We start from the raw sequence: 25,817 nt of genomic DNA, 5'->3' as shown, positions 1-25,817 counted from the left end.
TGTCAATGTCAGGAAATCTCGTGTCGGACAATTCAGCGATTATCAAACGCCTCAGCCGTATCGAAGGGCAGGTCCGCGGCGTCGCCCGCATGATCGAGGAGGATCGGTACTGCATCGATATTTTGCATCAAGTGCAGGCGATCAAATCCGCTTTATCACGGGCAGAAAGTGAAATCCTCAAAAACCATGCCCACCATTGCGTGGAGGAGGCGATTACTGCTGGCAGCGCCAAAGCGCAGAGGGAGAAGTTTTCGGAACTGGTGGATTTATTCGAAAGGACGAAGCGTTAGCCTCCAACGGAGTTGCCTTTGGCGGAAGTTAAAAGAACATTTAGGAAACCCGTTCACTGTATCGTTGATTGACATCGAAGCCGTTCGAGGCGGATAATTGGCTTAATGCGTATCTTTGTTTTCATAGCCTTGATTTTCTCCATGGCGGTTTCGCCAGCCGTGGCGCTGGCGTCCTGCGCCTCCATGGGCGACGAGGCGGGGATGGTGGAAATGACGGATGCCGGTCCGCAGATGTCGATGGGCGCCATGGGCGCTGACGATTGTGACAGCATGAAAGGCGAAAAGTCTCAAAGTCATGACGCTGGATGCGCTGCAGCCTGCGCGCTCATCTGCCCGGGTTTTTATTCAGGCCCTGAACCAACGGCGGATAATGGTCTGGCCTTTCAGTTAGTTCAGTATGCGATCCCGCCGGTTGAGCCAGGCCAGGCGACGCCATCGCATCTCGATCCGCCTCCTCCTCGATTCTGAGCAAATCCGCTTCCTAAAGCGGGCTTCGTCATAGCGCTGCGCGTGTTCGCACGGCGTTTGTTGCACGTGCTCAATTTTCGAGATTTATCATGCTTAAAATTATAGGCGCGATGGCTGCGGCCTTCGCGGGGCTGGCGTCGGGCGTTACATACGCCGCTGATGAGCCGCTGGAATTAAATGAGGCCGTGGAGATCGCGGTCACGGCGGAAGACCCGGCATACGCCCGGTTCGATGCGCGCGCCGCCGCACAGGAAGATCGTGCGGTTTCAGATTCGCAACTGCCCGATCCGACTTTGCGGACCGCGATCGCGAATGTTCCGACAGACACTTTCGCATTCGGCCAGGAACCCATGACGCAAGCGCAGATCGGTCTGCGTCAGGAAATTCCGCGGGGGAGCACTTTGCGGCTCAATCGATATAAGCGCGAGGGCGAAGCCGAGATCGAGCGCATGCGACGGGAGACGACGGTACGCAATGTCGAACTCGCCGTGCGGCTCGCATGGTTTGATAAATATTACGCGGCGAACGCGCAAACGGTCGTTGAAAAAAGCCGGTCAGCCGTCAGTGAGTTGATCGATGCGCTCGCCGCTTCCTATGCGCAAGGCAAGCTGACAAGTCAGGATGTGTTGCGTGCTGAACTGGAACTGTCGCTGCTTGATGACAGGCTGGCGGAGTTGCAGCAGCGCCAAGCCCTCGCCGAAGCCGAACTGTCGAGGTTTATCGGCGCAAACGCCTCGCGCCCGGCCCCGGATCAATTGCCGCCGCTTTCATCACCCGGATCTGTTGAAGAGATAGAACAGCGGCTCGCGCGTCATCCGGTCGTGCGCGTGAGCGACGCCATGATCGATGTCGAAGAAACCGACATTGAACTGGCGAAGCAGGCGTACAAGCCTGCATGGGCGATCGAGGGCGGTTACGGCGCGAGGGGCGCCGACCGGTCCGACTTCGCCAGCGTCGGCGTCAGTCTGACAATTCCGCTTTTCACTGGCAAGCGCCAGGACCGCGCGTTGTCGGCAGCGCGCAAGGACAAGTCTGCCGCAGAACTTGATCGCGCAGCGACATTGCTCGATTTGAGGCGCGATCTTATTCGCGCTTACGCCGACTGGACGCAATTAGAGCGGCGCGTCAGCCTTTATGACGATGCCGTCATCAAGCGTGCCAATGAGACCGCTGACGCATCCATTTCCGCCTATGGCGGCGGCCTCGCCGACTTCCCTGAACTCATCCGCAGCCAGCTCGCTGAACTCGATGCAGAACTCAAACGTCTCGAATTGCGCATCGAGCGCGCCAAGGCGTGGGCGCGGCTTTCCTATCTCGCAGGAGACGAACAATGACTAATTTGCGTATTATATTCATTTTACTGATTATTGTCGGCGCTGCCGGCGCCTTCCTGTTCCTGCGTTCAAGCGATAATGAAACGGGCGGTGAACATGCGTCCGGCGGCGAACGCAAAATCGCCTATTGGGTCGCGCCCATGGACCCGAATTATCGCCGCGATGAACCCGGCAAATCTCCCATGGGGATGGACCTGATCCCGGTTTATGAAGACGGAGAGAACGCTGGCGGAGAACCGGCCCTCACGATTGATCCCGCCGTCGTCAACAATATCGGAGTCAAAACACAAACGGTCACGCGCGAGGAGTTGGCGCGCGACATCGATACTGTCGGCGCGATCGTGATCAATGAAGAAGCGCGGTCAGACATTCACGTTCGCGCCGAAGGCTGGGTCGAAAAACTTCATGTAGAAGCGGTCGGCGAGAAAGTTGATGCTGGCGATGTCCTATTCGAAATCTACGCGCCGGCGCTGGTTGCTGCGCAGTCTGAATTCATTCAAGCGCTGAAGATTGGCCGCGCGCCGTTAATTGCGGCGGCGAGCGAACGGCTGACCGCGCTCGGCATGAACGCCGATCAGATTGCGGAATTGAAGCGTACGCAGAAGCCTATGCGCCGCGTTGCGGTGAAGGCGCCGCAGTCAGGCGTCGTCACTATGCTGAATGCGCGTGAGGGGATGTTTCTCAAGCCCGGCGATATGGCTATGCGACTCGCCGATCTCTCCGACGTCTGGATCATCGCCGACGTATTTGACACCGAGGCAGCGTGGGTAACGGTGGACGACAACGCCGTTATGACCTTGCCAGCCTTTCCCGGCGAAAGTTGGGAAGGGACGGTCGATTATGTTTATCCGACGGCGGAAATGATGACGCGAACCGTACAGGTTCGTTTGCGATTTCCCAATCCCGGCGACCGTTTGCGGCCGAACATGTTCGCCAATGTGATGATCGGCGCCGAGCCGAAGGAAGACGTGCTGACCGTTCCGCAATCGGCAGTCATCCGGTCAAGCAAGGGCGACCGCGTCATTCTAGCGCTGGGCGAAGGGCGATTTCGCCCGGCGGAAATCAAAACCGGCATGGAAAGCGGCGGCAAGGTCGAAGTGCTCGGCGGTCTTGCGGACGGCGAGCGCGTTGTTGTTGAGAGCCAGTTCCTGATCGATTCCGAAGCGAGCCTTACACCCGGATTGCTGCGCATGGCTTCGCCTGAAAACGAGGAAGATGCAAAGATGGATATGGACGGCATGTCCATGCCGGAGATGGATATGCCTGCGGAAGGCATGAACCAAATGGAAGCGGACGCGGTCAGCGCGGAAGGCCGCGTCGTCTCCGTCGATATGGACGCAAATAGCGTCACCATCGATCATAAACCCGTCCCTGAAATCGGCTGGCCGGCGATGGTGATGGCGTTCAAGGCGCCGTCTGAAATCGACTTGATGAGCGTCAAAGCCGGCGAGCCTGTGCGCTTCGCGTTTAGGGAGACGGAGACCGGTTATGAACTCGATATGATTGAATCGATGCCGGAAGACGGTGAAGCGGGAGATGAGCAATGATCTCCCAAATTATCCGCGGTTCGATCGAAAACCGCTTTCTCATTATTGTCGGCGCGATTTTTCTCGCCGTCGCGGGCGTCGTCTCGCTTCGGTCGACACCGCTCGACGCCATCCCTGACCTTTCCGATGTACAGGTGATCATCAAAACCAGCTACCCGGGACAGGCGCCGCAGGTGGTCGAGGATCAGGTCACCTATCCGCTGGCGACGGCGATGCTCGCTGTGCCCGGCGCAAAAACCGTGCGCGGCTATTCCTTCTTCAACGATTCCTACGTCTACATCATTTTCGAAGACGGGACCGATCTTTACTGGGCGCGCTCGCGCGTGCTCGAATATTTAAGTCAGGTTGCGCCGCAACTCCCTGAAGCGGCGAAACCCGCGCTCGGTCCCGACGCTACCGGCGTCGGTTGGGTCTATCAATATGCGCTGATTGACAAGACCGGCCGCCATAATCTCGCCGATCTCCGCTCGCTCCAGGACTGGTTTCTGAAATACGAGCTTCAGACTGTCGAAGGCGTTTCGGAAGTTGCCGCGATTGGCGGCATGGTCAAGCAGTATCAAATTGTCGTCGATCCGAACCGATTGCGGTCCTTCGGCATTCCGCTTGTTGATGTCCGGCGCGCCATAGAGCGCGGCAATATGGAATCGGGCGGGCGCGTCGTTGAAATGGCGGAGGCGGAATATATCGTCCGCGCCGGCGGCTATGTGGAGTCCATCGAAGACCTGGAGCAGATTCCCTTGCGCGTCAGCGATGCGGGAACGCCGATCCTGTTGCGCGACGTGGCGGACATCAGGCTCGGCCCGGAGCTTCGCCGCGGCGTCGGCGAACTCAACGGCGAGGGTGAAGCCGTTGGCGGCGTTATTATCATGCGCGCCGGCGGCAACGCCGAGGCGACAATCAAACGCGTCAAAAAGAAACTCGAAACCCTAAAGGCGGGTCTGCCGGAAGGAGTCGAACTCGTCACGACCTATGACCGCTCCAAGCTCATCGAACGCGCGGTTGAGACTCTACAAGGAAAACTGCTGGAAGAGTTCATTATCGTCGCGCTGGTCTGCGCGCTGTTTCTTTTTCATCTGCGATCCGCGCTTGTCGTTGTCATCAGTTTGCCGCTGGGCGTTCTTGCAGCGTTTATTGTCATGAACGCGCAAGGCATCACCGCCAACATCATGTCGCTCGGCGGCATCGCCATCGCCATCGGCGCCATGGTCGACGCCACCATCGTGATGATCGAGAACGTGCATAAAAAACTTGAAGAAAATAGTGAGGTTCAAGGTTCCGGACGCTGGCGGTTGATCGCCGACGCCTGCGTCGAAGTCGGACCGCCGCTGTTTTTCTCACTGCTGATTATCACGCTCAGCTTCACGCCGATCTTCGCGCTGCAGGCGCAGGAAGGGCGGCTGTTCTCGCCGCTCGCTTTTACCAAGACCTACGCTATGGCGGCTGCGACCATCCTGTCGGTGACGCTGGTTCCGGTACTGATCGGATTGCTCGTGCGCGGGCGCATCGCGCCGGAACATGCAAACCCGATTAATCGGCTTTTTATGCGTGGGTACAAGCCGGTCATTGGCCTGGCCTTGCGCCGGCCATGGATCACGCTTGCTGCGGCAGGAATATTGATGGCGAGCATGGCGATCCCCGCGAGTCTCATCGGCGGCGAGTTCATGCCCGATCTCGACGAGGGCGATCTTCTCTACATGCCGAGCGCATATCCGGGGATCTCCGCCGGCAAGGTCGCACAGGTCGTTCAGCAGACGAACAAGCTGATCATGACCATTCCCGAAGTCGAGACGGTCTACGGCAAGGCGGGCCGCGCAGAGACCGCGACGGACCCGGCGCCGCTTCCGATGATCGAAACAACAATCCAGTTGAAGCCGCGCGATGAATGGCGTCCCGGCGTCACGATGGAATCCTTGAAAGCCGAACTCAATGCGCTCGTCAATGTGCCGAGCCTCACCAATGTCTGGATCATGCCGATCAAGAACCGGCTCGACATGCTGGCGACAGGCATCAAGACCCCGGTTGGGGTCAAGGTCGCCGGGCCCGATCTCAACGTCATCGCCGAAGTCGGCCGCGACATAGAGAACGTCTTGCAAGACGTTGACGGCACGGCTTCCGTCTATGCGGAGCGCGTGACCGGCGGGCGGTTTATTGATGTCGATATCAATCGCGAAGCCGCGGCGCGTTTTGGCCTCAATATCGCCGACGTCCATGACATCGTGAAGACGGCGATTGGCGGCATGACGATCAGCCAAAGCGTTGAAGGACTTGAGCGCTACCCGATCAATCTGCGCTATCCGCGCGAAGTGCGCGATTCTCCAGCGCGTCTTCGCGAATTGCCGATCGTTACGGCATCGGGCGCCGAGATTCCGCTCGGCCGGATCGCTGACATCCGCATCAATGAAGGTCCGGCGATCATCCGCAGCGAGAATGCGCGGCTCAATGGCTGGATTTATGTGGACATCGCCGGTCGCGACATAGGCTCTTATGTCGACGAAGCGCGGCGTGTGGTTGCTGAAAATGTCGATTTGCCGGCGGGTTATTCGATCGCCTGGTCGGGACAGTATGAATACATGCAACGCGCCAAGGAGCGGTTCGCCTATGTCGGACCCGGCATGTTGCTGATCATCATGTTGCTCCTGTTCCTGAATTTCAGGCGCGTGTCCGATGTCTTGATTATCCTCGGCACCTTGCCCTTCGCGCTTGTCGGCGGGTTATGGCTGATGTTCCTCCTCGGCTTTAATTTGTCTGTTGCCGCCGCGGTCGGGTTCATAGCGCTTGCTGGCGTCGCCGTCGAAATCGGCGTCCTGATGATCATGTATCTGAAACAGGAAATCGCCGCGGCGAATGCAACAGCGAGAGAGGAGGGCTCGCCTCTCGACGAACCGCATTTCGCCGACGCCATCGCCAAAGGCGCGCTGCGCCGGCTGCGCCCGATCATGATGACTTTTGCGGTTATCTTCGCAGGGCTATTGCCGATCATGTACGGCCATGGCGCCGGCGGCGAGGTCATGCGCCGCATCGCCGCGCCAATGATCGGCGGCATCGTCAGTGCGACCGTGCTCGCGCTTGTCGTGATTCCGGCGGTCTACTTCCTGTGGAACCGCCGGGCGCTTCAGCATGTTGAACAATATGACCCCGTCGATCCAAATCTGGCGCCGGCAGAATAGGATCGGAGTAAGCGGCGTCACGGGCATTTGCTCGCTGCAGTCAGAAATACGTATAGGGAGCATGTAAATTGAGGAAACGAACGAATTGCTCCAGCCGACTCTTGTGGGCGGCCTCGTTTCATGCGCGACGAGGTCAGCCGTCTCTCAGTGCGCATAACATCGAAAGGAAACTGCAATGAAATCTATGAAACTCTCCACGATCGCCGCTGGCGTCGCCATCGCGCTCATTTCCGTTCCGGCGCTCAGCCAGAGCGGAGACATGAAAATGGGCGAAATGAAACGCATACAGATGGACGGCATGTCCTGCTGCAATGACATGGCGCCCGGCTTCGGCGTCGTCAACTCCGTCGATCTGGATGCGAGGACGGTCAATCTCTCGCACGATCCCATCAAAAAAATCGGATGGGGCAAGATGACGATGGACTTCGCAGTCAGCGACATGGTCGCGCTTCAGAAGTTCCAGAAAGGCGACAACGTGCATTTCATGCTGACGAAGAATGACGACGGCGCCTACGACGTGTCGATGATGATGCCTATCGGCGGTGATCCGGAAGAATTCAAAGCAGCGATGAAATCGATGATGGGCGGCGGCATGATGTGCGAAGGAATGAAGATGGGTGATGGTATGATGGACGGCATGCAACAGGGCTCCGAGAAGGACCAGAATTGACGACCGGCGGGAAGCAAAACTAGAAGACTTTTAGAGTCCGGGCGGCTTTCGCTCAGCCGTGGTCAGCATACTCGTTATCATCGGTAAAGAGAATGAAGATGATGGAAGGCGGAATGATGATGGGTGCAGGCGGCGCAGTGATAATGTTGTTAATCGTCCTGTTTCTTCTTTTGGGCATTGCGGCGTTTGTGAAATATCTTTTCTTTCACAGAAAATAAAAGACAGCGCTTGATGTACGTTGTGTGAAAGATTTTGGAGCTGCTGCCAATCTTTTTTATACCTTCCTCAGGCTGGACGATTAGTGAGGCCTTTGTGCCAGAGTTATGATTATTGATGTCCGGTGGCGCAAAGCTCATGATTGGATAGGATTTCAATTACGCGGCAATCTGAAATCCGATCGACGCTGCATTCCATGATCATGCGATTGAGCTCGCGTTCGAGCGATTTCAATCTCTTGATACGTTGTTTGATGTCTTCGGCATGGCGGCGCGCGATTTCATCGACTTCCGCACAGGAACGGTCTTCATTTCTGGAAAGGGCTATCAGCTCGCGGATCGCCTCCAGCGGAAAGCCGAGATCGCGGGCATGGCGGATGAAACGCATGCGCTCGACGGCTTTCTGGTCGTAGATGCGTTGGCCGCCTTCTGACCGGTCGGGCGGATCGATGAGGCCAATGCTTTCATAATAGCGGATTGTCGTGACTTTGACGTCGGATGCTTTGGCCAACCGTCCGATGGTGACCGGCTTTTTTTCGAGTTTCCGCATTTTTCCTCTTGAACCTACAGTTGCTGTAGACATTAGATTAGGCTTGCGAGCTTTTCAATGGAGACGAGAGTGGCCGGTTGCGCCTGCGATAACGATCAGTTTGACGGGCAATCCCCTTCCTACAAGCGGGCGCTGATTGCCGTCATCGCAATTAACGCCGTGATGTTTTTCGTCGAAATGTCGGCGGGATTCCTCGGGGGCTCTCAGGCCTTGAAAGCCGACGCTCTCGACTTTGCAGGCGATACGGCGACGTACGCCTTGAGCCTTGCAGTCATTGGCGCCGCGCTGCATACGCGCGCGACAGCGGCGCTGATCAAAGGCGCCAGTCTTGCTTTGATGGCGGTGTTCGTCCTGATAACGACAATCGCGAGCGCGTTTGGCGACGTTTCCCCGGCCGCACCAGTCATGAGCGGCGTCGGTCTGCTGGCGCTCGGGGCCAATGTCGCAAGCATTTTCATTTTGCTGCGCTGGCGCGACGGCGATTCCAATGTCCGCTCCGTCTGGCTGTGCTCGCGCAACGACGCCATTGGAAACATTGCGGTGATCGCCGCCGGCGGCGCCGTGTGGCTTACAGGATCCTTCTGGCCCGACTTGATTGTCGCCGCGCTGCTCGCCAGCCTGTTTGCAAAGTCATCGTACTCGATTATAGCGCAGGCGATGAAAGAACGCCGCGCTTCGTTGAACTTCGCAGACGGGCGTATTTAAACATGGTTCGAGCGTTACTCATATTGGCGGCGGTCAATGCAGTGCTTTCCATTCCGATGGCGATGCTGGTCAAACGGGATTTTGCAGAACGCGGCCGTGTCAGCTTATCAATGGCGGTCTGGACTGGCGCCGCCATGCACGGCAATGCTTTGTTGCTGTTTGCAATCGCCTGGTTCGATCGGGGGTCGCTTGGCGACCTAGGCGAATTCACAGTTGCGGCCGGCGGATTATTCGCCTTTGCCGGAGCGATGCTGATTTATCTTGGCCGAAGCGCCTATGCGGATTTTTCGAGAGTCTATGGACTCAAGGAAGACGAACTCATTGAACGGGGCGTTTATCGCTGGTCGCGCAACCGGCAATATGTCGGATACGCCTTGTTTCTGGGCGGCGTGTCGCTCATCGCGATGTCGATATGGGCGTTTTCGCTGGCCCTGTTATTCGCGCTCTTCATTCACTGTTATATTGTAGCGGTCGAAGAGCCGCATCTTCGGGCGGCTTTTGGAAAAGCCTATGAGGCGTATGTCGTTAGGACAGCGCGATATTTCGGGCTGCCCTCCGGGCGGCGACACATCGACATAAACGAAAAATTATAATGATTTGTCAGGAGTTTTGCAGTAGGACGCATTTGAGATGATGTCAGCCATTCGACATATGCACCGCGTCATCGCGGTATTGATGGTTGCGCTATGGGGCGCGGTCGGCATTGTCGCGCCCGCTCATGCCGCGGAAGAAGACATTCATCATGCCGCCCAACACGATGTTGGTGAAGAACGCGCAGCTGCGCAGGGCGAGCCTGCCGACGAAGGTTCTGTTCACCCGGAACACGCTGCGCATTGTCATTCCGGTGCGTGCCATTTTCATGCGCTATCGCGCGCCTCTGTCGATCCGGCGTCCGTACTACTCTTTGCAAGCAAGATCATCGCGTCGCAAAACGGCGTGGTTCCCCAAACCTCTCTTTCTTCATTATTCCGTCCTCCGCGAATCTGACTGATCGCGCGCGGTTGCGCGCCCATCAGTAATTTTGATTCCAAGAGGACAATGACCAATGATCATCAGAATATGCGGGCTCGCGCTCGCCGCTTTTGCGGCGTGGGGGCTCGGCGCTGCGTCCGCGCAGGAGAATACCGCTGACCCGGGCTTGACGTTAGGGCAGTTTCTTGAAGACGCGGCGCGCAATCACCCGCGGCTTGAAGAAGCGCGCGCAGAACTTGATGCAGCCGAAGCGCGCGGACGGGCGAATTCGCGGCCGCTCTATAACCCTGAATTCGAAGGCGAATTCTCCGACAGTGAGGACGACGCGGATGACAGCCGTTCCATCGGCCTGTCGAAAGCGTTCGACATCACCAACAAACGCGCCACGCGGGCCAAAGGCGCACGCAGCGCCGTGGACGCCGCAAGGTTTACGTATGAAGCGGAGAAGCGCTCGCTGTTCGCCGATCTCCTGACGGCGCTGGCGGATTACCAGGCGCGCAAGCGCCTGTCGGAACTGGCGGCGCAACGGGCTGAAGTCGCACGTGAATTCTCTTCAATCGCCGGCAGGCGCGCTGAGGCCGGCGATCTTTCAAAGTCGGAACGTCTTGCTGCGCAATTAAGTCTTTCCCAGGCTATCGCGGAACAAACGACCGCCCGGAGCGATTTCTCCGAAGCGAGGCAGGCCTTAACTGCACTCGTCGGCGAAGTGATGCCCGCATGGCCCGTTCTCCCGGATCCGCCGGCGGCGGCGGCGCCGCTCGACATGACGCTGGTTCGCCGATTGCCGGAACTTCGCGCGGCGGAAGCGCTCGCCGACGCGCTCGCAGCTGAAATCCGGTTCGCTAAAAAATCGCGCATTCCCGATCCGACGATCGGCGCGGCCTATGGGCGCGATGGAGACGCCGATTTCGCCGGCGTTCGATTGTCCGTACCAATCCCCGTTTTTGCGTCTGGCCAGGCCGAAGTGGATGAAGCTCGCGCCGAACGCATTGCTGCCCAGCAATCTATCCGCAATCAGTTGCGCAACGCCGAAGCGCGGCTCATCGAAGCCAGCGGACGCTACGCCGTCGCGGCCGGGACATGGCGCGTCTGGATGCGGGACGGATCAGACGTGCTCGGAGAACAACGCGGGGTGCTCGATCAATTATGGCGATCGGGCGACATCACCGCCGTCGAGTATCTGGTGCAACTTGATCAAACTTATAGCGCCGAGCGTGCGGGAATTGAACTTCAAGGGTCGCTATGGCGCGCCTGGATCGATTGGCTCGATGCGTCCGGCACTCTCAATGAATGGATGGAGACACTGTAATGCGTAATTATCGAAAACTGAATTCAGGCATCGGATTGGCGATCATTGCATTTGGTACGCTGACAATCGCCGCTTGCGGCGCGTCGGACGCTGAGGAAAAAACTGTCCCGGCCGCCCAAGCCGAAGATGAGCACGGCGAAGAGGAAGGCGGCGGTCATATCGAGATGACGGCGGCCGAACGCGGCGAAAAAGGGATAAAATCTGTAACGCTCGGCATGAGAAAACTGTCGGGCGAGTTTATCGCGCCGGGCGAGGTGACGGCGAACCGCTACAAGACTGCGCAAGTTGCGCCGCGCATCAGCGCGCAAATTATCGAACGTCATGTCGTGCGCGGTGAGGAAGTCGGCGAAGGCGCGCCGCTGGTCACTTTGTCCAGCGTCGATATGGCCGAAGCGCAAGGCGCGCTCATCATCGGCGATAAGGAATGGCGCCGGGTCCGCAACCTCGGCCGGGACGTCGTTTCCGAAAAGCGTTACGTGGAAGCGGAAGTGGCGCGCCAGCAGGCCCACGCAAAGCTTTTGTCCTTCGGCATGGCGGAACAGGAAGTCGCCGCGTTGTTGAAAACCGGCGACGCAAGCAAGGCCACAGGTCGTTTTATTTTGTTTGCGCCGCAAGCGGGAACCGTTGTCCGCGATGAGTTTACACTGGGCGAATTTGTCGATCCGGGAAGGGTGCTGGTCGAAATCAGTGATGAATCGACGGTTTGGGTCGAGGCGCGATTGACGGCCGAGCAGGCTGGGCGGATTTCTATCGGCGCGCCCGCGCGCGTGAAGTCAAACGCGGATCACTGGGAGGAAGGAGAGGTTATTCAACTCCAGCACGCACTCGATGAAACGACGCGTACATTAATGGCGCGCATCGAGATCAGCAATGACGATGACGACTTCCATGCTGGCCAATTCGTTGATGCAGTGATTGCCGTCGGCGCCAGCGACGAAGCGCTGGCGCTGCCGGAAAGCGCTGTCGTCCTGATGGACGGCGCGCCCACAGTCTTCCGCATCGAAGGCGATGAAATCGAACCGGTGAGTATAGAGACCGGTGCCGCGAGCGGCGGCTGGATTGTAGTCAATTCCGGCGTCGCGGAAGGCGATGAAATCGTCACCGAAAAAACCTTTCTCCTCAAATCGCTCATTCAGAAAACAAAAATGGGCGAAGGCCACGGGCATTAGGAATTGATGATATGTTGAATAAACTCGTTGAACTCTCGCTCCAGTATAAAGTTCTGGTGCTCATCATCTTCGCCGTCGTCGGCTTTCTCGGCTGGCGCGCCGTGACGACGGTTCCGATCGACGCTTTCCCGGACGTGACGCCCGTTCAGGTCAATATCTATACGGAATCGCCGGGCCTTGCCGCGGAAGACGTCGAGCAATTGCTGACGTTCCCGGTAGAGTCGGCGATGGCGGGGCTTCCCGACGTGTCGGAAATCCGTTCGGTGAGCCTCTTCGGTCTTTCCTATGTCGCTGTTTATTTCAAGGACAGCGTCGATATCTATTTCGCGCGGCGCCTTGTTATGGAGCGGCTTGCGGAAGTCCGCGACCGCATTCCCGAAGGATATGGATCGCCAGAAATGGGCCCAAATGCGTCGGGTCTCGGCCAGGTCTTCTGGTACACGCTCGAACGCGCTGATGAATCCCTCAAGGGCGACATCAGCGACATGGATCTACGGACCCTTCAGGACTGGAACGTGCGGCTCATTCTGCGCACAGCCGCCGGCGTCGATGACGTCATGTCCTGGGGCGGGCAGGAACGCCAGTTCCAGGTCCAGATCGATCCCTTGCAACTTATCAAATACGAATTGGGGTTTTCCGATGTCGTCGAAGCGCTTGAGGCGAATAACCGCCAGGTCGGCGGGCAATATATCGATCAGGGACCGGAGCAATATCTCGTGCGCGGCCTCGGCCTTGTGCGGGACGAAACCGATATTGGCAACATCGTCGTCAAGGTAAAGGACGGAGCCCCGGTTTATGTGCGCGATGTCGCGAACGTCGAACAGGCGCCCGCCTTGCGGTTCGGCGCCGTCACCCGCGACGGCGAGGAAGTGGTTCTCGGCATGGCGCTTGCGCGTATTAACGAGAACGCCAAGAACGTCGTCGACGCGGTTAAAGAGAAAGTTAAGACTGTCGAAAGCGCGTTACCGGATGGCGTCATTGTCAAGCCCATCTATGACCGCACCGAGCTGGTCGAAAAAGCGGTCGGCACGGCGGAGAAAGCCCTCATAGAAGGGTCGATCCTGGTCGCCATCGTGCTGTTTCTGTTTCTCGGCGAAATCCGATCGGCGCTGGTGGTCATTACTGCATTGCCGCTCGCCATGCTCATCGCCTTCATTTTTATGGGCCAGATGGGTCTTTCCGCCAATCTGATGTCGCTCGCGGGTCTCGCCATCGGCATCGGCATGATGGTCGACGGCGCCGTCGTCATAGTCGAAAACTCGTTCCGCATCATGGCCGAGCGCAAGGAGGAAGGCGGCGAGGTCAATCGGACAGCCGCCGTTCTGCAGGCTGCGAGGGAAGTCGCCAATCCCATCGCATTTGCGATTATGATCATCATCGTCGTCTTTCTGCCGCTCTTCAGTCTTGAGGGCTTAGAAGGCAAACTCTTCAAGCCCATGGCCTTCAATATCAGCTTCGCCATGGCGGGCTCGCTGATTCTGACGCTGACGATCATTCCCGTCCTGGCGGCGATGATCCTGAAGCCGAAGGAAGAGCGCGACACGATGCTGATGCGGATCGTCAAGCGCGGCTATCTGCCTCTGATCGCCTGGAGTCTCGATAACAAGCGCAAGGTGGGCCTCGCGGCCGGCGGTCTTCTGGTCGCCAGCCTCGCGCTCTTTCCCTTCCTCGGCAAGGAGTTCATGCCTCAATTACAGGAAGGGTCGATCATGTGGCGGGTCACGTCGATCCCTTCGACTTCGCTGGATCAGTCGATTGAGATTTCCAAGGAAATTGAAAACACGCTGTCTGAGTTTCCCGAAGTGGAAACGACAATCGCCATGATCGGGCGCGCCGAAAAAGGCGAGACCGCAGATGTCAACTACATGGAAATCTACACGGCGCTAAAACCGCAAAGCGAGTGGCCCCGTAAGCGTTCGGTCGCTTCGCTTGCCGACGACATGCGCGAAAAGCTTGAAGAAACCGTGCCGACCTCGGTCATCGCCTTCACGCAACCAATCCAGATGCGCGTTGAAGAGCTGATCTCGGGCGTTCGCGCAACGCTTGCCGCGAAAATCTATGGTCAGGATCTTGGCGAACTGGACAGGCTCAGCCAGGAAATCAAGGAAGCGATTTCCGGCGTGCCGGGCGCCGCTGATCTTTCGCTCGAAGCCAATATCGGCAAGCCGCAAATCCGCATTCAGGTCGACCGCGCCGAACTCGCGCGATACGGCATGAACGCCGACGATGTTCTGAACGTCGTGCGGACCGGCATCGGCGCGGAGCCCGTGGGCACGCTTATCGATGGCGTCAGGCGGTTCGATATCACCGCCCGTCTGCAGGACGCGTCGAAAGCGTCCATGGAATCGATCCGCAATATTCCGCTGCAGACCGCGGACGGCGCGATTATTCCCCTCGGCCGCGTGGCGAATGTTACGTCCGCGGAGGGCTATTCCTTTGTCCGCCGCGAACAATTGCAGCGTTACGCCGTGATCCAGATGGATGTGCGCGGCCGAGACGTCGATGGGTTCGTGAAAGACGCCAATGACGTCATTGCGGCGAATGTGGAATTGCCGCCCGGCTACTGGATCGAATGGGGCGGCGCCTTTGAGAACCAGCAACGCGCGCTGGCGAAGTTATCGCTCATCGTTCCGGCGACGATCTTCTTTATTTTCGTGTTGCTCTACACGGCGTTCAACTCGGTTAAATACGCCGCGTTAATTATCGCCAACGTGCCTTTTGCAGCGAGCGGAGGATTGTTCGCACTCTTCATCACTGGACAATATCTATCGGTGCCGTCAGCGATCGGGTTTATCGCGGTCTTCGGAGTCGCCATGCTCAATGGCATCGTCCTCGTCAGTTTCATCAATGAACAGCGGGACGCCGGATACAATGTCCGCGATGCCGTCAGGCGCGGCGTTGAATTGAGACTTCGCCCAGTGCTGATGACCGCAAGCGTAGCGATACTGGGCCTTGTCCCCATGCTGCTTTCGACAGGCGTCGGCGCCGAGACACAGCGGCCTCTGGCTTCGGTTGTTGTCGGTGGATTGCTGACCTCGACCGCACTCACATTGATCCTGTTGCCGGTGATTTATGAGTGGATGGAAACACGCGGGCGAAAATCGCAGGCGCCGCCGTCTCGCGGCGATCTCGAACTCGCCGAGGCGCACGCGAAAGCAGCCGAATGAAAGGAGTACGAAAATGATTGAGATTAAAGCATTTGTTCACCGCAGCCGGGCCGCGAGCGTCGTTCGCGCCTTGCGCAAAGGCGGCTTCGCCAACATGACGGCAGTCGACGTCAAGGGCATGGTCAAGGCGCTCGACGAAAAAGAACAGCAATATTCAACGGAGCTCGGCGACCGAGTGATCACGGAGGTGAAGCTGGAGCTGGTTTGCGAAGACGACCGCCTTTCCGAGGCGACCGAACTCATTCGCGCAAATGGGAAAACCGATATGGAGGAATCGGGATTCATTTATGTGAGCAATATCACGGCGGCAATTCCGTTCTAAGTCACTTGCTTCTGGTCTCGCAATTCGTTGACTTGTTTTGATTTGCGAGCGGGCGAAAGCGCTTACTTCCTGCGCGTGCGATCGCCCTACGTAGCCAGAAGGAGCCGCCGGGTTCGTCCCCCTAACCCGGCGGCTCCGCCTGAACTTTTTGACAACTGTAATCAGTACGCAAATGTCAGCATCGTTACTCTTATTGCACCAACTCAATAGCCTCTTCGAGGAATTCCTACCGTGAACGAAGAAAATCAGCCAACCGACAACACCGCAAAAGACGAGCATCAGCACGGTGACTGGCTAAACAGGTTGTTGCATGGCCGGGCGGAACTCGCCTTTTCATTGCTGTGCGGCGCTGCGCTTCTTGCTGGCTGGCTTGGGCCGAAGATATCGGCGATGCCAGAATCCGCGGCATTTGGGCTGTTCCTAGCTGCATACTTTTTCGGCGGGTATTTCACGCTGAAGGAGGCGCTGGGCAAAATCTCGCAGGGCAAATTCGAGATAGATTTCCTGATGCTCGTCGCCGCCGGCGGAGCCGCGATCCTGGGAGAATGGGCGGAAGGCGCGTTTCTCCTGTTCCTGTTCAGCATCGGACACGCCCTCGAAAATTACGCAATGGCGCGGGCGCGCAATGCGATCGCTGCGCTAGCGGACCTCGCGCCGGAGGAAGCGCTGGTCCGGCGCGCTGGCGAGGAAGTTACAATCCCAGTCGAAGAGTTGAAGGATGGCGATATCGTCGTCATAAGGTCCAATGAGCGCGTTCCTGCAGACGGGTTTGTTATCAAAGGCGAGAGTAGCATCGATCAGGCGCCCATCACCGGCGAGAGCGTCCCGGTTGATAAATCGCCAGTGAAAGATGCCGCCGCCGCCGCGGAAAAACCCGAAGGCGTCAAGCCGGCGCATAAGGTCTTCGCCGGTTCCATCAACGGCGCCGGGAGTCTCGAAATACAGGTGACCCGGCGCGCCTCGGAATCGACCCTCGCACGCGTAATCGACATGGTCAGCGCCGCCGAGACCCGGCAGTCGCCGACGCAAAGTTTCACAAAAAAGTTTGAGAAAATATTTGTTCCATGTGTCGTCATGCTCGCCTTCATAACGGCTTTGTCGTGGCTCGTTCTCGACGAGGACCCGGCGCAGAGTTTCTACCGGTCGATGGCGGTGCTGGTCGCGGCCAGCCCCTGCGCCCTCGCGATTGCAACGCCCAGCGCGATTCTGAGCGGTGTTGCCCGCGCCGCGCGCGGCGGCGTGTTAATCAAAGGAGGCGCGCCGCTGGAAGCTCTGGGGCGTCTCGATTCAATTGCATTTGACAAGACTGGCACGCTGACATCGGGAGAGCCGAAGCTCGTTGAAATCACGCCCTCTGCCGGCGTCACAGAAACGGAGCTTCTTCGCGTCGCCGCGGCTGTTGAAGCGTTAAGCGACCATCCGCTCGCCGAGGCCATCGTTCGCGACGTTAAAGAGCGAATGGGAACCGTTGAACGCAATGCGACTGAATTCAAAAGCATCACGGGTCGGGGCGTGTCAGCAAGACTGGACGGGGAGCTTGTCCATATCGGAAAAACCGCTCTGTTCACTGAGTCAGATGGAACGCCGTTGCCTGATGATCTGCGGGCGATCGTCAAGAGCATGTCGGCGCGGGGGCGGACGACGATGATTGTCCGGCGTGGCAATTCGTATCTCGGCGCTCTGGGGTTGATGGACACGCCGCGATCCGCTGCCAGACGGGTTATCCAACACCTGCGCGATGTCGGCGTCTCGAAAATGATGATGATTTCGGGCGACAATCAAAATGTGGCGGACGCAATTGCACGCCAGGTCGGCCTCGATCAGGCGTTCGGCGACCTCATGCCGCAAGACAAGGTCGAAAAAATCAAAGAACTGAAGGAAGCGGGAGGAGTTGCGATGGTGGGCGACGGCGTCAACGATGCGCCGGCGATGGCGAATGCAACCGTTGGCATCGCTATGGGCGCGGCAGGCTCCGACGTTGCATTGGAGACCGCAGACATTGCGCTTATGGCGGATGATCTCGAAACGCTGCCATTCGTGGTCGGGCTCAGTCGCGCGACCAGCCGCATCATCCGTCAGAACCTTTGGGTCAGTCTGGGCATTGTTGCGGTTCTTATTCCTGCGACGCTTCTCGGGCTTGGCATCGGGCCAGCTGTTCTGGTGCATGAGGGATCGACCCTCATTGTCGTCGCAAATGCATTGAGATTGTTGGCCTATAGAGACTCGTTGCCGACGGCGTATCCGCTTGGCGATCTCGGGGCAGTGGACCAGTCGGTGAGCTGATTATTCGTCTAGGCGAGATCGCTGCGTACTGACCCTGAGTTGAAATCAATCAATTTTAAAGCGAGAAGCCATTCGGCGGCCTCTTGAACCTCCAGTTGCTGTAGCATTTATAATGCATCGCCGTGAGATGATATGGATCAAGATGTTAGTAATAGAAGTGAATTTTAGCATGAATCTGTTGTTGGTGCGAAATAGTCACCCTGAATTTCCAACCATTGTTATCTGAGATGTCTGATATGAATGACGAAGATTGCTGCGTCGTTGATAAAGAATTGATTCGATCCCCTGGTTATCGGCGCGCGTTGTGGATTGTCGTCGGGCTGAACGTTGCATACGGGCTCGTGGAAATTGTCGGCGGCTTTTTGGCGAATTCCCAAGCCTTGAAAGCTGACGCGCTCGATTTTCTCGGCGACGGTTCGATTACGTTTCTGGGATTGTTGGCGATCGGCTGGTCGATCGCATGGCGCGCGCGTTCTGCGCTCATGCAGGGGCTTTTTCTCGGGCTGCTCGGCGCATGGGTGCTTGGCAGCACTTTGATTAGACTCTTTAACGACTCGCCTGTCGAAGCCGGCTTGATGGGCGTCTTCGCGTTCGTCGCATTGATCGTCAATGTCGCGGCGGTCATACCGCTGCTGCCTTATCGGGATGGTGACGCGAATATGCGTGCTGTGTGGCTGTTCTCGCGGAATGACGCTATCGGAAATGTTGCTGTCCTTATCGCAGCAGGGCTGGTTGCGCTATCCGGTTCGTCTTTTCCCGACCTGATAGTTGCATTGCTGATTGCGGGTCTATTTCTTCATTCGGCGTGGAACATTGTTGATCGCGCCCGAAAAGATTTGCGCGCTGCGAATGCAGCCGAACAGGCGCCATAGGGCGCAAGGAACCGGTCTGAATGAACATCGCATCGAGCAGTCGTTCCGACTCGACACTCACAAGTTCGTCCCGGCCTTTAGCTGTAGTGTTCGGACTGGCGTCGACGATTGTCGTCGTCGTGTTTGACATCATCATCAAGCAATACATAACGACACTATTGCTTAACACCCGCGGCCCGATCGAAGTCACGCAATTTTTTAATCTGGTGCTTGGTTTTAACCGCGGCGTGAGCTTTGGTCTGTTGAGCTCGGAAAGCGCATGGGCGCCATGGGCGTTATCCGCCGTTGCCGTTTTAATCGCAGCGTGGCTCGCATTCCGCCTGCTTAAAACAGTTCGGATCGTTGAGGCGACAGGCCTTGGCTTGATTATAGGCGGCGCGATTGCGAACGCTGTTGACCGCCTCGCCGATGGAGCGGTTACAGACTATCTCGATTTTCATGTGGGCGATCTTCACTGGCCTGCATTCAATCTTGCGGATGCTGCGATCGTTTGCGGCATTGCTATTTTTGCGTTTTTCATGATGATAGCAAGGAATAAACCATCTCTGCCTTGATGGCGACCGTCGCTTGCTGCGGTCAAGATCAGGTATGGCTCGCGCCAGTTGGCGACAATTTCATGTCTGCAGAATTGATTTCAATTCGTCGCTTTGCGCGCGATGCTTATCCGGATTTTCCGCGATCAGTTTTTTCAAATTCAGAATTTTCCACTTTATCGCCGGCAGATCTGCGGCCTGCGGCAAACCGATAAGCGTGAAGTCTGGCTCACCCGACTGAAGTCCGATCAGGAAATCGGCGGCGGCCCCGTTGAGGCGCGCCTGGATATCGGTGATAAGTCGCCTGCGCGCCGAAGTGAGTTCGCGGAGGTCGACCGGTTTGGCGGTCATGCCGGCAAACTCGCGAGTGAATTCCTGAGAGATATCTTTTTCATTCGGCGCTAAAAGTTCATGCATCGGTCGGCTGGAACAGGCGGCGTAAACGAGAAAAGTGCGGAAAAGATCGCCAGTGAGTCCTTCGTGTTCATAGAGAAGTTTGACGTCGAACAGATCTCGCGGATGCTGGCGATCGAGCGCGGCGTGCAGCTTTCCGGCGTATAGATCGTCGAAGGCGAGAACATTCGTTGCAACGAAGCCGAACGCGTCTTCGACGGCGTCTGTCGTTCGCATCAGGCGCGGCTCGCCGACGGCGCCGCGCATTACCGGCGAGGTTTCGATCTTTATCGTGACGCTATCGGCGTCGGCGAGAATGCGCGTGTCGCCGGCGCCGCCGCCGGCTATGCGCTGGGCGCTTGCGCCCGGGAGTTTGTTGATCTGGCTCGTGATGCGGTCGTATGCAGCGTCAATGGCGTTCAATGAAGTCGCGCGATCTTCAATTGGCAGATAAGCGAGATCGATATCGACGGAGAGCCGCGGCATGTCGCGATGGAAAAGATTGATCGCCGTGCCGCCCTTCAAAGCGAAGGCGGGCTCTGTCGAGACGACGGGCAGGAGGCGCATGAGCAGATGCACCTGCGCGAGATAGGTTTCACGGGCCATCTTCAGGCTCAGGGTTTTGCATGTCGCCTATCAATTCCGGCGGCACCGTGATGTCGTAGCGCGGATGCAGCCTTCCGCCTTCGACAAGCGCGCGCGGGCCCGATCCGAGATCAAAGTCGTCCGGGTCCAGATGTTGCCGCCACGTGTGATCGTGCTGGTCGGCAAAGACGAAGAAGAGGCGTTTTGTTTTCACGCTTCGGCATTCTTTGAGCAAGGCTTCGAGCAGACGCGGGCGCAGATTGACGAGTCCTTCAAACAGCATATCGGCGTTGTGAAAGCTTTCATCCGCCGGCAGCTCGTTCAGGAGTTCGAGGATCGCCCGTTCGGGCGTTGAAACCATGAGGTCGTTTAATCGTCGTTGCGGCGGGGATGATTGTTTTTCATCGTCTACGCCGTCAACACCGGTTTTTGATCCGCCGAAGAGGCTTAGAGTTCTCGTTTCGAACCGGTCCGCGTTCGGCAGCCGCGCAAGCCAGGACGGGACATTGCCATAGAGATATATGGGCACCGCCTCGGCGCCGAGGCTGAGATAGTGCTCAAAGCCGTGCAGCGACAGGGCGGTGCGCCCGCCGACATGGACCTCGTATCCCATAACCCGCTGCAGGGAGAGAACGAGGCGCCGCCAGTCGCTGGCGGCGCTGACATCGCGGTGTGTGTCAGGCCGACTGTAGACGCCGCGGGCGAGTTTTTCGAGCCAGCCGCGCTGCTCATATTGCAGGATCGATTTGCGGTCGATGCCGCGGCCCACGAGCCAGGCCGCGTCGGCGACATAGCCGGGCGGCAGGTCGTCAAGCAGGGGCTTTAAGCGTTCTTGGCGTTGTTGGGTCATAACCAATAAAATAGGGATATTGCAAAGCGACGGCAAGGGCCTGTTTATAGAAATCCCATGATCGGGGTTAATTACCATTAAAACAGCTAAATATTAAAGTCATCCGCTTCCCTGCGCGGCGGCCTGGGGCGCGGCGCGGCCCCTGCCTGACCGCGGAAATCGGCGAAAGCGGTTCCTCCCCACGAGAAACAGCATTCCGATTTGCCAGCGATTGCCTGAAAAGGGCGCATTTTCTCACGAAAACAGCGTTTTGATGATCGCGCAGTCGGGGGTTTTATTGCGGCTGCATTCCTTTGCGACTGTCGACAGGGTTTTTTCAAGTTTTTTGAGATCCGTTATCTTTGTCCGGATCAAATCGACATGCGCTGAGGTGATGTCGAACACCTCCGCGCAGGTGGGTTTTTGATCCTCAAGGCCAAGCAACGTCCGGATATCATCAAGGGAAAACCCAAGCTCGCGGCCACGCCGGATGAACCGCAACCGGTCGGCGAGTGCGTCATTATACATCCGGCGCCCGCTTTCCGTCCGCGGCGGCGCCGGCATCAGTCCGATTTTTTCGTAATAGCGGATGGTTTCGATCTTCACGCCGGTTTGATCGCTTAGCTTCCCAATCGTCAGCTCATATCCATCCATCGGCCTTGATCCTGTAGCGACTACAGATACTAGGATGACGCTCATGTCGAGTGAAGGCAAAACTTCCAAACGCCCCAAAAAGGGCGGCGTCATGGCCGGCGGAAGCGTCTTGTCAGGGTTCGCGGCCTTTGTCGGCGCGTCCTGCTGCGTGCTGCCCTTAATTCTGGTCAATCTCGGCGTCAGTACGGCTCTTGTCGGCAAACTCGCTTTCTTCGCGCGGGCTCAACACTATTTCATGGGCGCGGCGGTCGTTCTTCTTGGCGCCGCAATCATCGCCGCATTCTGGAACGGGCGGCGACCAAGCAAGAGAGTCGCGATAACCCTCGTCCTTGCTGCGCTGCTGGTTGTTGTCGCCTACATCATGCCTTTTTATGAACCTCAATTGCTTCGTTGGGTGAACCAATGAGCGTAATCACCGAACACTCCACAATCACCTGTCCTGAATGCGGGCATCAGTCTACCGATGAAATGCCGACAAATGCGTGTCAGTGGTTTTACGATTGCAAAGGCTGCGGCGCCGTCTTGAAACCAAAAGCCGGCGATTGCTGCGTCTATTGCTCCTATGGCGATGTGAAGTGCCCGCCGATACAAGAAGGGCGCGCATGTTGTGGTTGATCGAACGACAAACGATCATGCAGCGCGGCCGCTTCCTTTCTTCTGGTCCTGGGGCTTGCCGCTCGCTGTGTTGTTTTCAACGAACTTTTTGAGCGGCTTTGCGCCGTTCCCCATAATCGTCTTCATTATGAGCGGCGCGTTGTTCTGGATGGGGCTCGCTTGCGTGATGAATGCGAAACGTTGCCGGCGCCGGCATTGTTATTATTCCGGGCCGATCTTTCTAGCTGGCGGCGTCGCTGTTTTGTTCGTCGGCTTCGAGGTCGTTTCGCTCGGCCCGGACGGACTCATCATGGCCGTCGGCGGAACCTTTACGCTCGCGCTTTTCACCTATCTCACCGAACCCATATTCCTGCATTATGTATACGTTGAAATAATCTAATTAAATCAATGCTCTAATATGCCCTGTCATGAAGCTGGCATTAGCTGATTGCTTGGCTTCTGGTGTCAATGTGTTCCCGTATCTGCCGGGTTCGTACTTCCTATTTTTTCTCTGGTAGGGAATATTGGAAATTATGTTTATCTATTTAATACGTATACAGAATAACACACTTAGACACATTTGTCAAGTTTTGAGGGAAATCATGCGGGAAATCCTGAGCCAGAGGCTGGTGTTGGCGCGCAGCGTTTACGGCGTCGAAGCGGTGAGTAGGCGAGCCGTCTTCGGCGCAGTAAATCGGCACGATCAATGCCGGGCTCTGGCTGGTGTTGGATGACTGCGAACAGGTATTGGAAAATTGGAAAAGTGACGCCGGTAGAGGCTTATTTCAGACTAAGATGATTATTAAATATGGTATATTTGTTTAGTCAGTATACGGAGCGGGTCCGTCACAATTCCGCCACATTTCAGAGAAACGAGTATAAATGTGGGTCGCCTTTTCCATGACCAGTATGTACCCTGATTAATGCTCCGGCGTCAATAAGCAAATTGATTGCGTTCCTAAGTGTGTCCTCTGAATAGCCTAGCGTCACATTCGCCATGTCAGCCGCGCTAATTGGAAACTCTTCCCTGTTCCCGAAAATGTCCCGCTTGTTCCAAACGGTCAGCAGGGTTGCATAAAGCAGCGTCGCGACGCCAGAAGCAAAGCTATTCGCTGAACATCCCTTGTCGTCGGTGAGGCTATATTCTTTAAGAAAGCGCGCCGCCGTGCCGTTCATTTGAATGTAGCCGTGCGGATCGCCTGAGAAGTAGAGTTGTCCTGTCTGCCCCATCTCCCAAACTCGGACGGCTTGCTGCCGCGCCTGCGCCGCTGTGAAGGCGTGTCCTTCGTTATGCTTGGTCTCTGATTGCCGGATCGTCTCGGCAACATCGATTAGGTCGTCTACCGTATCGCAATGCCGGTACTCTTCACGCAAGCGATTGAAGATATGCTGGCGGCGAACGCCTTCGGGTGCAGGTTTGTCGGCGCTGTAGAGCGCGCCTGATACGGCTTTGACTTCCGGCAGGGTGAGGGCGGGAAGATTACTTACGAGCGTGTAATCGCCTCTGTGGAATGCGTATCGGCTGGAAATGTCATAACGCTTGCTCGGCGGCGCAAGAACATAACGTCCAGTCGATTGAAGCTCACCGCTAAAGCCGAATTTATCTAATGTCTGAGAGGGCTCGCCGCTGCAACGATAATAGCAATGGAAGCCTCGGAATGTTCGCGTGATTACAGGCGTATCGCCAAAGGTCTGTAATGCACGCTCAAGATCGTCGGCGTCGTCTAAGTCAATCACAGTTAGATTACTGACAGCGCCCGTGATTATGCCGACGTTTGCGTTCGGATGGCTGAATGCAAGCCGTCGCTTTGTGTTTGCGGTTTGGCGCTTAAATTTAAATTGTGACCAAGTGAATCGCTTTGGTTCGCCGTCCTTTTTAAAGCCGCCAATCGTTACCGGCGGCTTGCCACTGTCGCAATCGCTGCCGCCGCATGGCAAGACATTGACATGAAGAGCGCCCCATTGAGCCACGAAATCGCGAAAGATCGTCATTGTTTAGCTCTCTTGTTATTAAGCGCGCCTTCCAGAAAGGAAATCAATTCAATCGCCAAGCCCGGCTTGCCGCGTTCGGCGAGGGCGATCACAAAATCAAGGGCTCGGCTGACGGCTTCCTCGCGCGCGTCGGCATCGGCTCGGCTATTGCGATATTCAAGCTCGCTGGCGCGGCGTTTTATTTCTTTATGTTTTGTTTCTTTCTGCATATTTTTTTCTTCTAATTTCGCTCTGCTTTTTTCCTAGGCGGTTGTATCCGATGGCTCGATCAATTCCGTTCGCGCACTGTTCGACCAGATCAAGATGCCCGGAGCGCGCGAGATGAACGAGGAAATCGAAAAGTCCGATAACGGCGATCTTGTGAAGCTCATTGTCGCCGTCAATGAGGACTTTGCGTTCAAGTTCGCATAAGTCGGCTAACGCCTCGTTATATTCGTCAAGCTGTTCGCGTGTTTTGTCGTCAAAATCGGTTTTCATGGAAAATGGAAGTTATCATTATCAGTACAAAGACTATATCACATAAATGGATTGAGCGCAAATTTGGCATTTTTAAACCGGCTGCTTCATGTGTAGGGCAATGATTCTGTTTAAATCTTGAGCGCGCCAATACGGGCGACGGCAATAATAGAGTGGCGGCGGCGCTTGTGGGTGCCGTTTGTACCTATCGAAAGTTTTCGTTGCGATCTTGCAATATTCAGCCGCTTCAGAGCGTGAATAAAGATCAGCAAACGGATAATCTTCAGGGGGTGTTTTTGTAGACATAGCAATGCAAACCTCTCGCCCCGTGGGGCGTTTTCTGGAGGCTCGCGTCGCTTCGTCATGGCTCCAGAGGAGGGCGGAAGCGGGCGGGCTATGTCGTATGCAGACTAGGCAGTTAAGGCTGCCGCGCGCCGGTTTCAAGGTAGCGATTTAAATCCCGGAACAAGTGCGAACAAACGGAAACGGGCAGTGGTGACAGACTCACGAGTCAGACTTGAGTGGTCATGACTGCTCAGAAAAACGACTGTCAGCCTAATGTCAGGTTCATTGAAAAACGACGAATCGGACCCCGATAGCGCGGGGCTGCGCAGCGCTCAGCAGCGGCTGTTAAATGTTGATTTTGTTTGGAAATTTAGAATGGCTCCCCTTCGTGAATGCGTATCGAACTTTATGTCAGGCGCCAAAGGCGGACTTTCGAGCGCTCTTACAGGAGATAGG

At 56.8% G+C, this 25,817-nt stretch carries 25 protein-coding genes and 1 pseudogene; 19 read left to right on the top strand and 7 right to left on the bottom strand.

All coding sequences use genetic code 11. The features are described from left to right. Positions 1–5 precede the first annotated feature (5 nt). The 6 genes from CW354_RS18525 (at position 6) to CW354_RS18500 (ending at position 7,476) form a co-directional block, all read left to right on the top strand. On the top strand, positions 6–290 hold the full coding sequence (locus CW354_RS18525) for a metal-sensitive transcriptional regulator (RefSeq protein ID WP_104831826.1): 285 nt from the start codon (positions 6–8) through the stop codon (positions 288–290). 105 nt (positions 291–395) lie between these two features. Beyond that, positions 396–758 (top strand): hypothetical protein, encoded by a 363-nt coding sequence (locus tag CW354_RS18520; protein WP_104831550.1) that lies wholly within the window; start codon positions 396–398, stop codon positions 756–758. 89 nt (positions 759–847) lie between these two features. Beyond that, on the top strand, positions 848–2,092 hold the full coding sequence (locus CW354_RS18515; RefSeq protein ID WP_104831549.1) for a TolC family protein: 1,245 nt from the start codon (positions 848–850) through the stop codon (positions 2,090–2,092). Continuing rightward, on the top strand, positions 2,089–3,639 hold the full coding sequence (locus tag CW354_RS18510) for an efflux RND transporter periplasmic adaptor subunit (RefSeq protein WP_104831548.1): 1,551 nt from the start codon (positions 2,089–2,091) through the stop codon (positions 3,637–3,639). The genes CW354_RS18515 and CW354_RS18510 overlap by 4 nt, the downstream gene beginning before the upstream one ends. Next, positions 3,636–6,806 (top strand): efflux RND transporter permease subunit, encoded by a 3,171-nt coding sequence (locus CW354_RS18505; RefSeq protein ID WP_104831547.1) that lies wholly within the window; start codon positions 3,636–3,638, stop codon positions 6,804–6,806. Before CW354_RS18510 ends, CW354_RS18505 begins: the two co-directional genes overlap by 4 nt. Before the next feature lie 175 nt (positions 6,807–6,981). Beyond that, positions 6,982–7,476 (top strand): copper-binding protein, encoded by a 495-nt coding sequence (locus tag CW354_RS18500; protein ID WP_104831546.1) that lies wholly within the window; start codon positions 6,982–6,984, stop codon positions 7,474–7,476. 327 nt (positions 7,477–7,803) lie between these two features. Here the strand turns inward: CW354_RS18500 and CW354_RS18495 are convergent, their stop codons facing one another. Beyond that, complete coding sequence (locus CW354_RS18495; protein WP_207764912.1) at positions 7,804–8,241, bottom strand: MerR family transcriptional regulator; 438 nt, start codon at positions 8,239–8,241, stop codon at positions 7,804–7,806. Positions 8,242–8,298: 57 nt separating this feature from the next. Here CW354_RS18495 and CW354_RS18490 point away from each other — a divergent pair, with 57 nt between their 5' ends. From CW354_RS18490 to lspA, 10 genes and pseudogenes are all read left to right on the top strand, one after another. Further along, a complete protein-coding gene (locus tag CW354_RS18490; protein WP_104831544.1) occupies positions 8,299–8,946 on the top strand; it encodes a cation efflux transmembrane domain-containing protein in 648 nt (215 codons plus the stop codon). A gap of 2 nt (positions 8,947–8,948) precedes the next feature. Further along, positions 8,949–9,539, top strand: a complete 591-nt coding sequence (locus CW354_RS23875) for a methyltransferase family protein (RefSeq protein WP_104831543.1) — start codon at positions 8,949–8,951, stop codon at positions 9,537–9,539. A 37-nt stretch (positions 9,540–9,576) separates the two neighbouring features. Next, entirely contained in the window at positions 9,577–9,933 is a 357-nt protein-coding gene (locus CW354_RS23200; RefSeq protein WP_133162378.1) for a hypothetical protein, read from the top strand. A 58-nt stretch (positions 9,934–9,991) separates the two neighbouring features. Next, the gene (locus CW354_RS18480) at positions 9,992–11,227 is read left to right on the top strand and encodes a TolC family protein (RefSeq protein ID WP_104831542.1); all 1,236 of its coding nucleotides are present in this window, start codon (positions 9,992–9,994) and stop codon (positions 11,225–11,227) included. Next, positions 11,227–12,396, top strand: coding sequence for an efflux RND transporter periplasmic adaptor subunit (locus CW354_RS18475; RefSeq protein WP_207764911.1), 1,170 nt, complete (start codon positions 11,227–11,229; stop codon positions 12,394–12,396). Before CW354_RS18480 ends, CW354_RS18475 begins: the two co-directional genes overlap by 1 nt. 11 nt (positions 12,397–12,407) lie before the next feature. Continuing rightward, positions 12,408–15,563, top strand: coding sequence for an efflux RND transporter permease subunit (locus CW354_RS18470; protein WP_104831541.1), 3,156 nt, complete (start codon positions 12,408–12,410; stop codon positions 15,561–15,563). 13 nt (positions 15,564–15,576) lie between these two features. After that, on the top strand, positions 15,577–15,885 hold the full coding sequence (locus CW354_RS18465) for a P-II family nitrogen regulator (RefSeq protein WP_165793820.1): 309 nt from the start codon (positions 15,577–15,579) through the stop codon (positions 15,883–15,885). Between the two features lie 231 nt (positions 15,886–16,116). After that, positions 16,117–18,168, top strand: coding sequence for a heavy metal translocating P-type ATPase (locus CW354_RS18460; protein WP_207764910.1), 2,052 nt, complete (start codon positions 16,117–16,119; stop codon positions 18,166–18,168). 278 nt (positions 18,169–18,446) lie between these two features. After that, a pseudogene (locus CW354_RS18455) lies at positions 18,447–19,040 on the top strand (cation efflux transmembrane domain-containing protein); the annotation flags it as partial. A gap of 20 nt (positions 19,041–19,060) precedes the next feature. Beyond that, positions 19,061–19,594, top strand: a complete 534-nt coding sequence (gene lspA / locus CW354_RS18450) for a signal peptidase II (RefSeq protein WP_104831538.1) — start codon at positions 19,061–19,063, stop codon at positions 19,592–19,594. 60 nt (positions 19,595–19,654) lie between these two features. Here the strand turns inward: lspA and CW354_RS18445 are convergent, their stop codons facing one another. The 3 genes from CW354_RS18445 to CW354_RS18435 all read right to left on the bottom strand — a co-directional run bounded on the left by CW354_RS18445 (position 19,655) and on the right by CW354_RS18435 (position 22,127). Beyond that, positions 19,655–20,572 carry a nucleotidyl transferase AbiEii/AbiGii toxin family protein gene (locus CW354_RS18445; protein WP_104831537.1) on the bottom strand — a complete coding sequence of 306 codons (918 nt, stop codon included), beginning with the start codon at positions 20,570–20,572 and terminating at the stop codon, positions 19,655–19,657. After that, positions 20,562–21,401: a type IV toxin-antitoxin system AbiEi family antitoxin gene (locus tag CW354_RS18440; protein WP_104831536.1), complete on the bottom strand. Its 840-nt coding sequence runs from the start codon at positions 21,399–21,401 to the stop codon at positions 20,562–20,564. The genes CW354_RS18445 and CW354_RS18440 overlap by 11 nt, the downstream gene beginning before the upstream one ends. 234 nt (positions 21,402–21,635) lie before the next feature. After that, entirely contained in the window at positions 21,636–22,127 is a 492-nt protein-coding gene (locus tag CW354_RS18435; RefSeq protein WP_243396477.1) for a MerR family transcriptional regulator, read from the bottom strand. On the opposite strand from CW354_RS18435, the gene CW354_RS18430 reads away from it, so the two are divergent. From CW354_RS18430 to CW354_RS18420, 3 genes are read left to right on the top strand one after another with little or no spacing between them, the layout of a single operon-like run. Next, positions 22,126–22,440, top strand: a complete 315-nt coding sequence (locus CW354_RS18430) for a hypothetical protein (protein WP_165793819.1) — start codon at positions 22,126–22,128, stop codon at positions 22,438–22,440. The two genes, CW354_RS18435 and CW354_RS18430, sit on opposite strands and share 2 nt — an antisense overlap. Next, positions 22,437–22,649: a GDCCVxC domain-containing (seleno)protein gene (locus tag CW354_RS23960; protein WP_104831533.1), complete on the top strand. Its 213-nt coding sequence runs from the start codon at positions 22,437–22,439 to the stop codon at positions 22,647–22,649. The genes CW354_RS18430 and CW354_RS23960 overlap by 4 nt, the downstream gene beginning before the upstream one ends. Continuing rightward, positions 22,642–23,028 carry a hypothetical protein gene (locus CW354_RS18420; RefSeq protein ID WP_104831532.1) on the top strand — a complete coding sequence of 129 codons (387 nt, stop codon included), beginning with the start codon at positions 22,642–22,644 and terminating at the stop codon, positions 23,026–23,028. The genes CW354_RS23960 and CW354_RS18420 overlap by 8 nt, the downstream gene beginning before the upstream one ends. A gap of 464 nt (positions 23,029–23,492) precedes the next feature. Here the strand turns inward: CW354_RS18420 and CW354_RS18415 are convergent, their stop codons facing one another. From CW354_RS18415 to CW354_RS18405, 3 genes are read right to left on the bottom strand one after another with little or no spacing between them, the layout of a single operon-like run. Continuing rightward, positions 23,493–24,620, bottom strand: coding sequence for a bifunctional DNA primase/polymerase (locus tag CW354_RS18415; protein WP_104831531.1), 1,128 nt, complete (start codon positions 24,618–24,620; stop codon positions 23,493–23,495). Then, the gene (locus tag CW354_RS18410) at positions 24,617–24,829 is read right to left on the bottom strand and encodes a hypothetical protein (RefSeq protein WP_104831530.1); all 213 of its coding nucleotides are present in this window, start codon (positions 24,827–24,829) and stop codon (positions 24,617–24,619) included. Before CW354_RS18410 ends, CW354_RS18415 begins: the two co-directional genes overlap by 4 nt. Further along, positions 24,807–25,097 carry a hypothetical protein gene (locus CW354_RS18405; RefSeq protein ID WP_104831529.1) on the bottom strand — a complete coding sequence of 97 codons (291 nt, stop codon included), beginning with the start codon at positions 25,095–25,097 and terminating at the stop codon, positions 24,807–24,809. The genes CW354_RS18410 and CW354_RS18405 overlap by 23 nt, the downstream gene beginning before the upstream one ends. Positions 25,098–25,817: the final 720 nt, after the last annotated feature.

Source organism: Hyphococcus luteus (assembly GCF_002943565.1).
Taxonomy (GTDB): Bacteria; Pseudomonadota; Alphaproteobacteria; order Caulobacterales; family Parvularculaceae; genus Hyphococcus; species Hyphococcus luteus.
The sequence above is the reverse complement of the archived record's forward strand: the minus strand, read 5'-3'. Positions and strand labels throughout refer to the sequence as shown.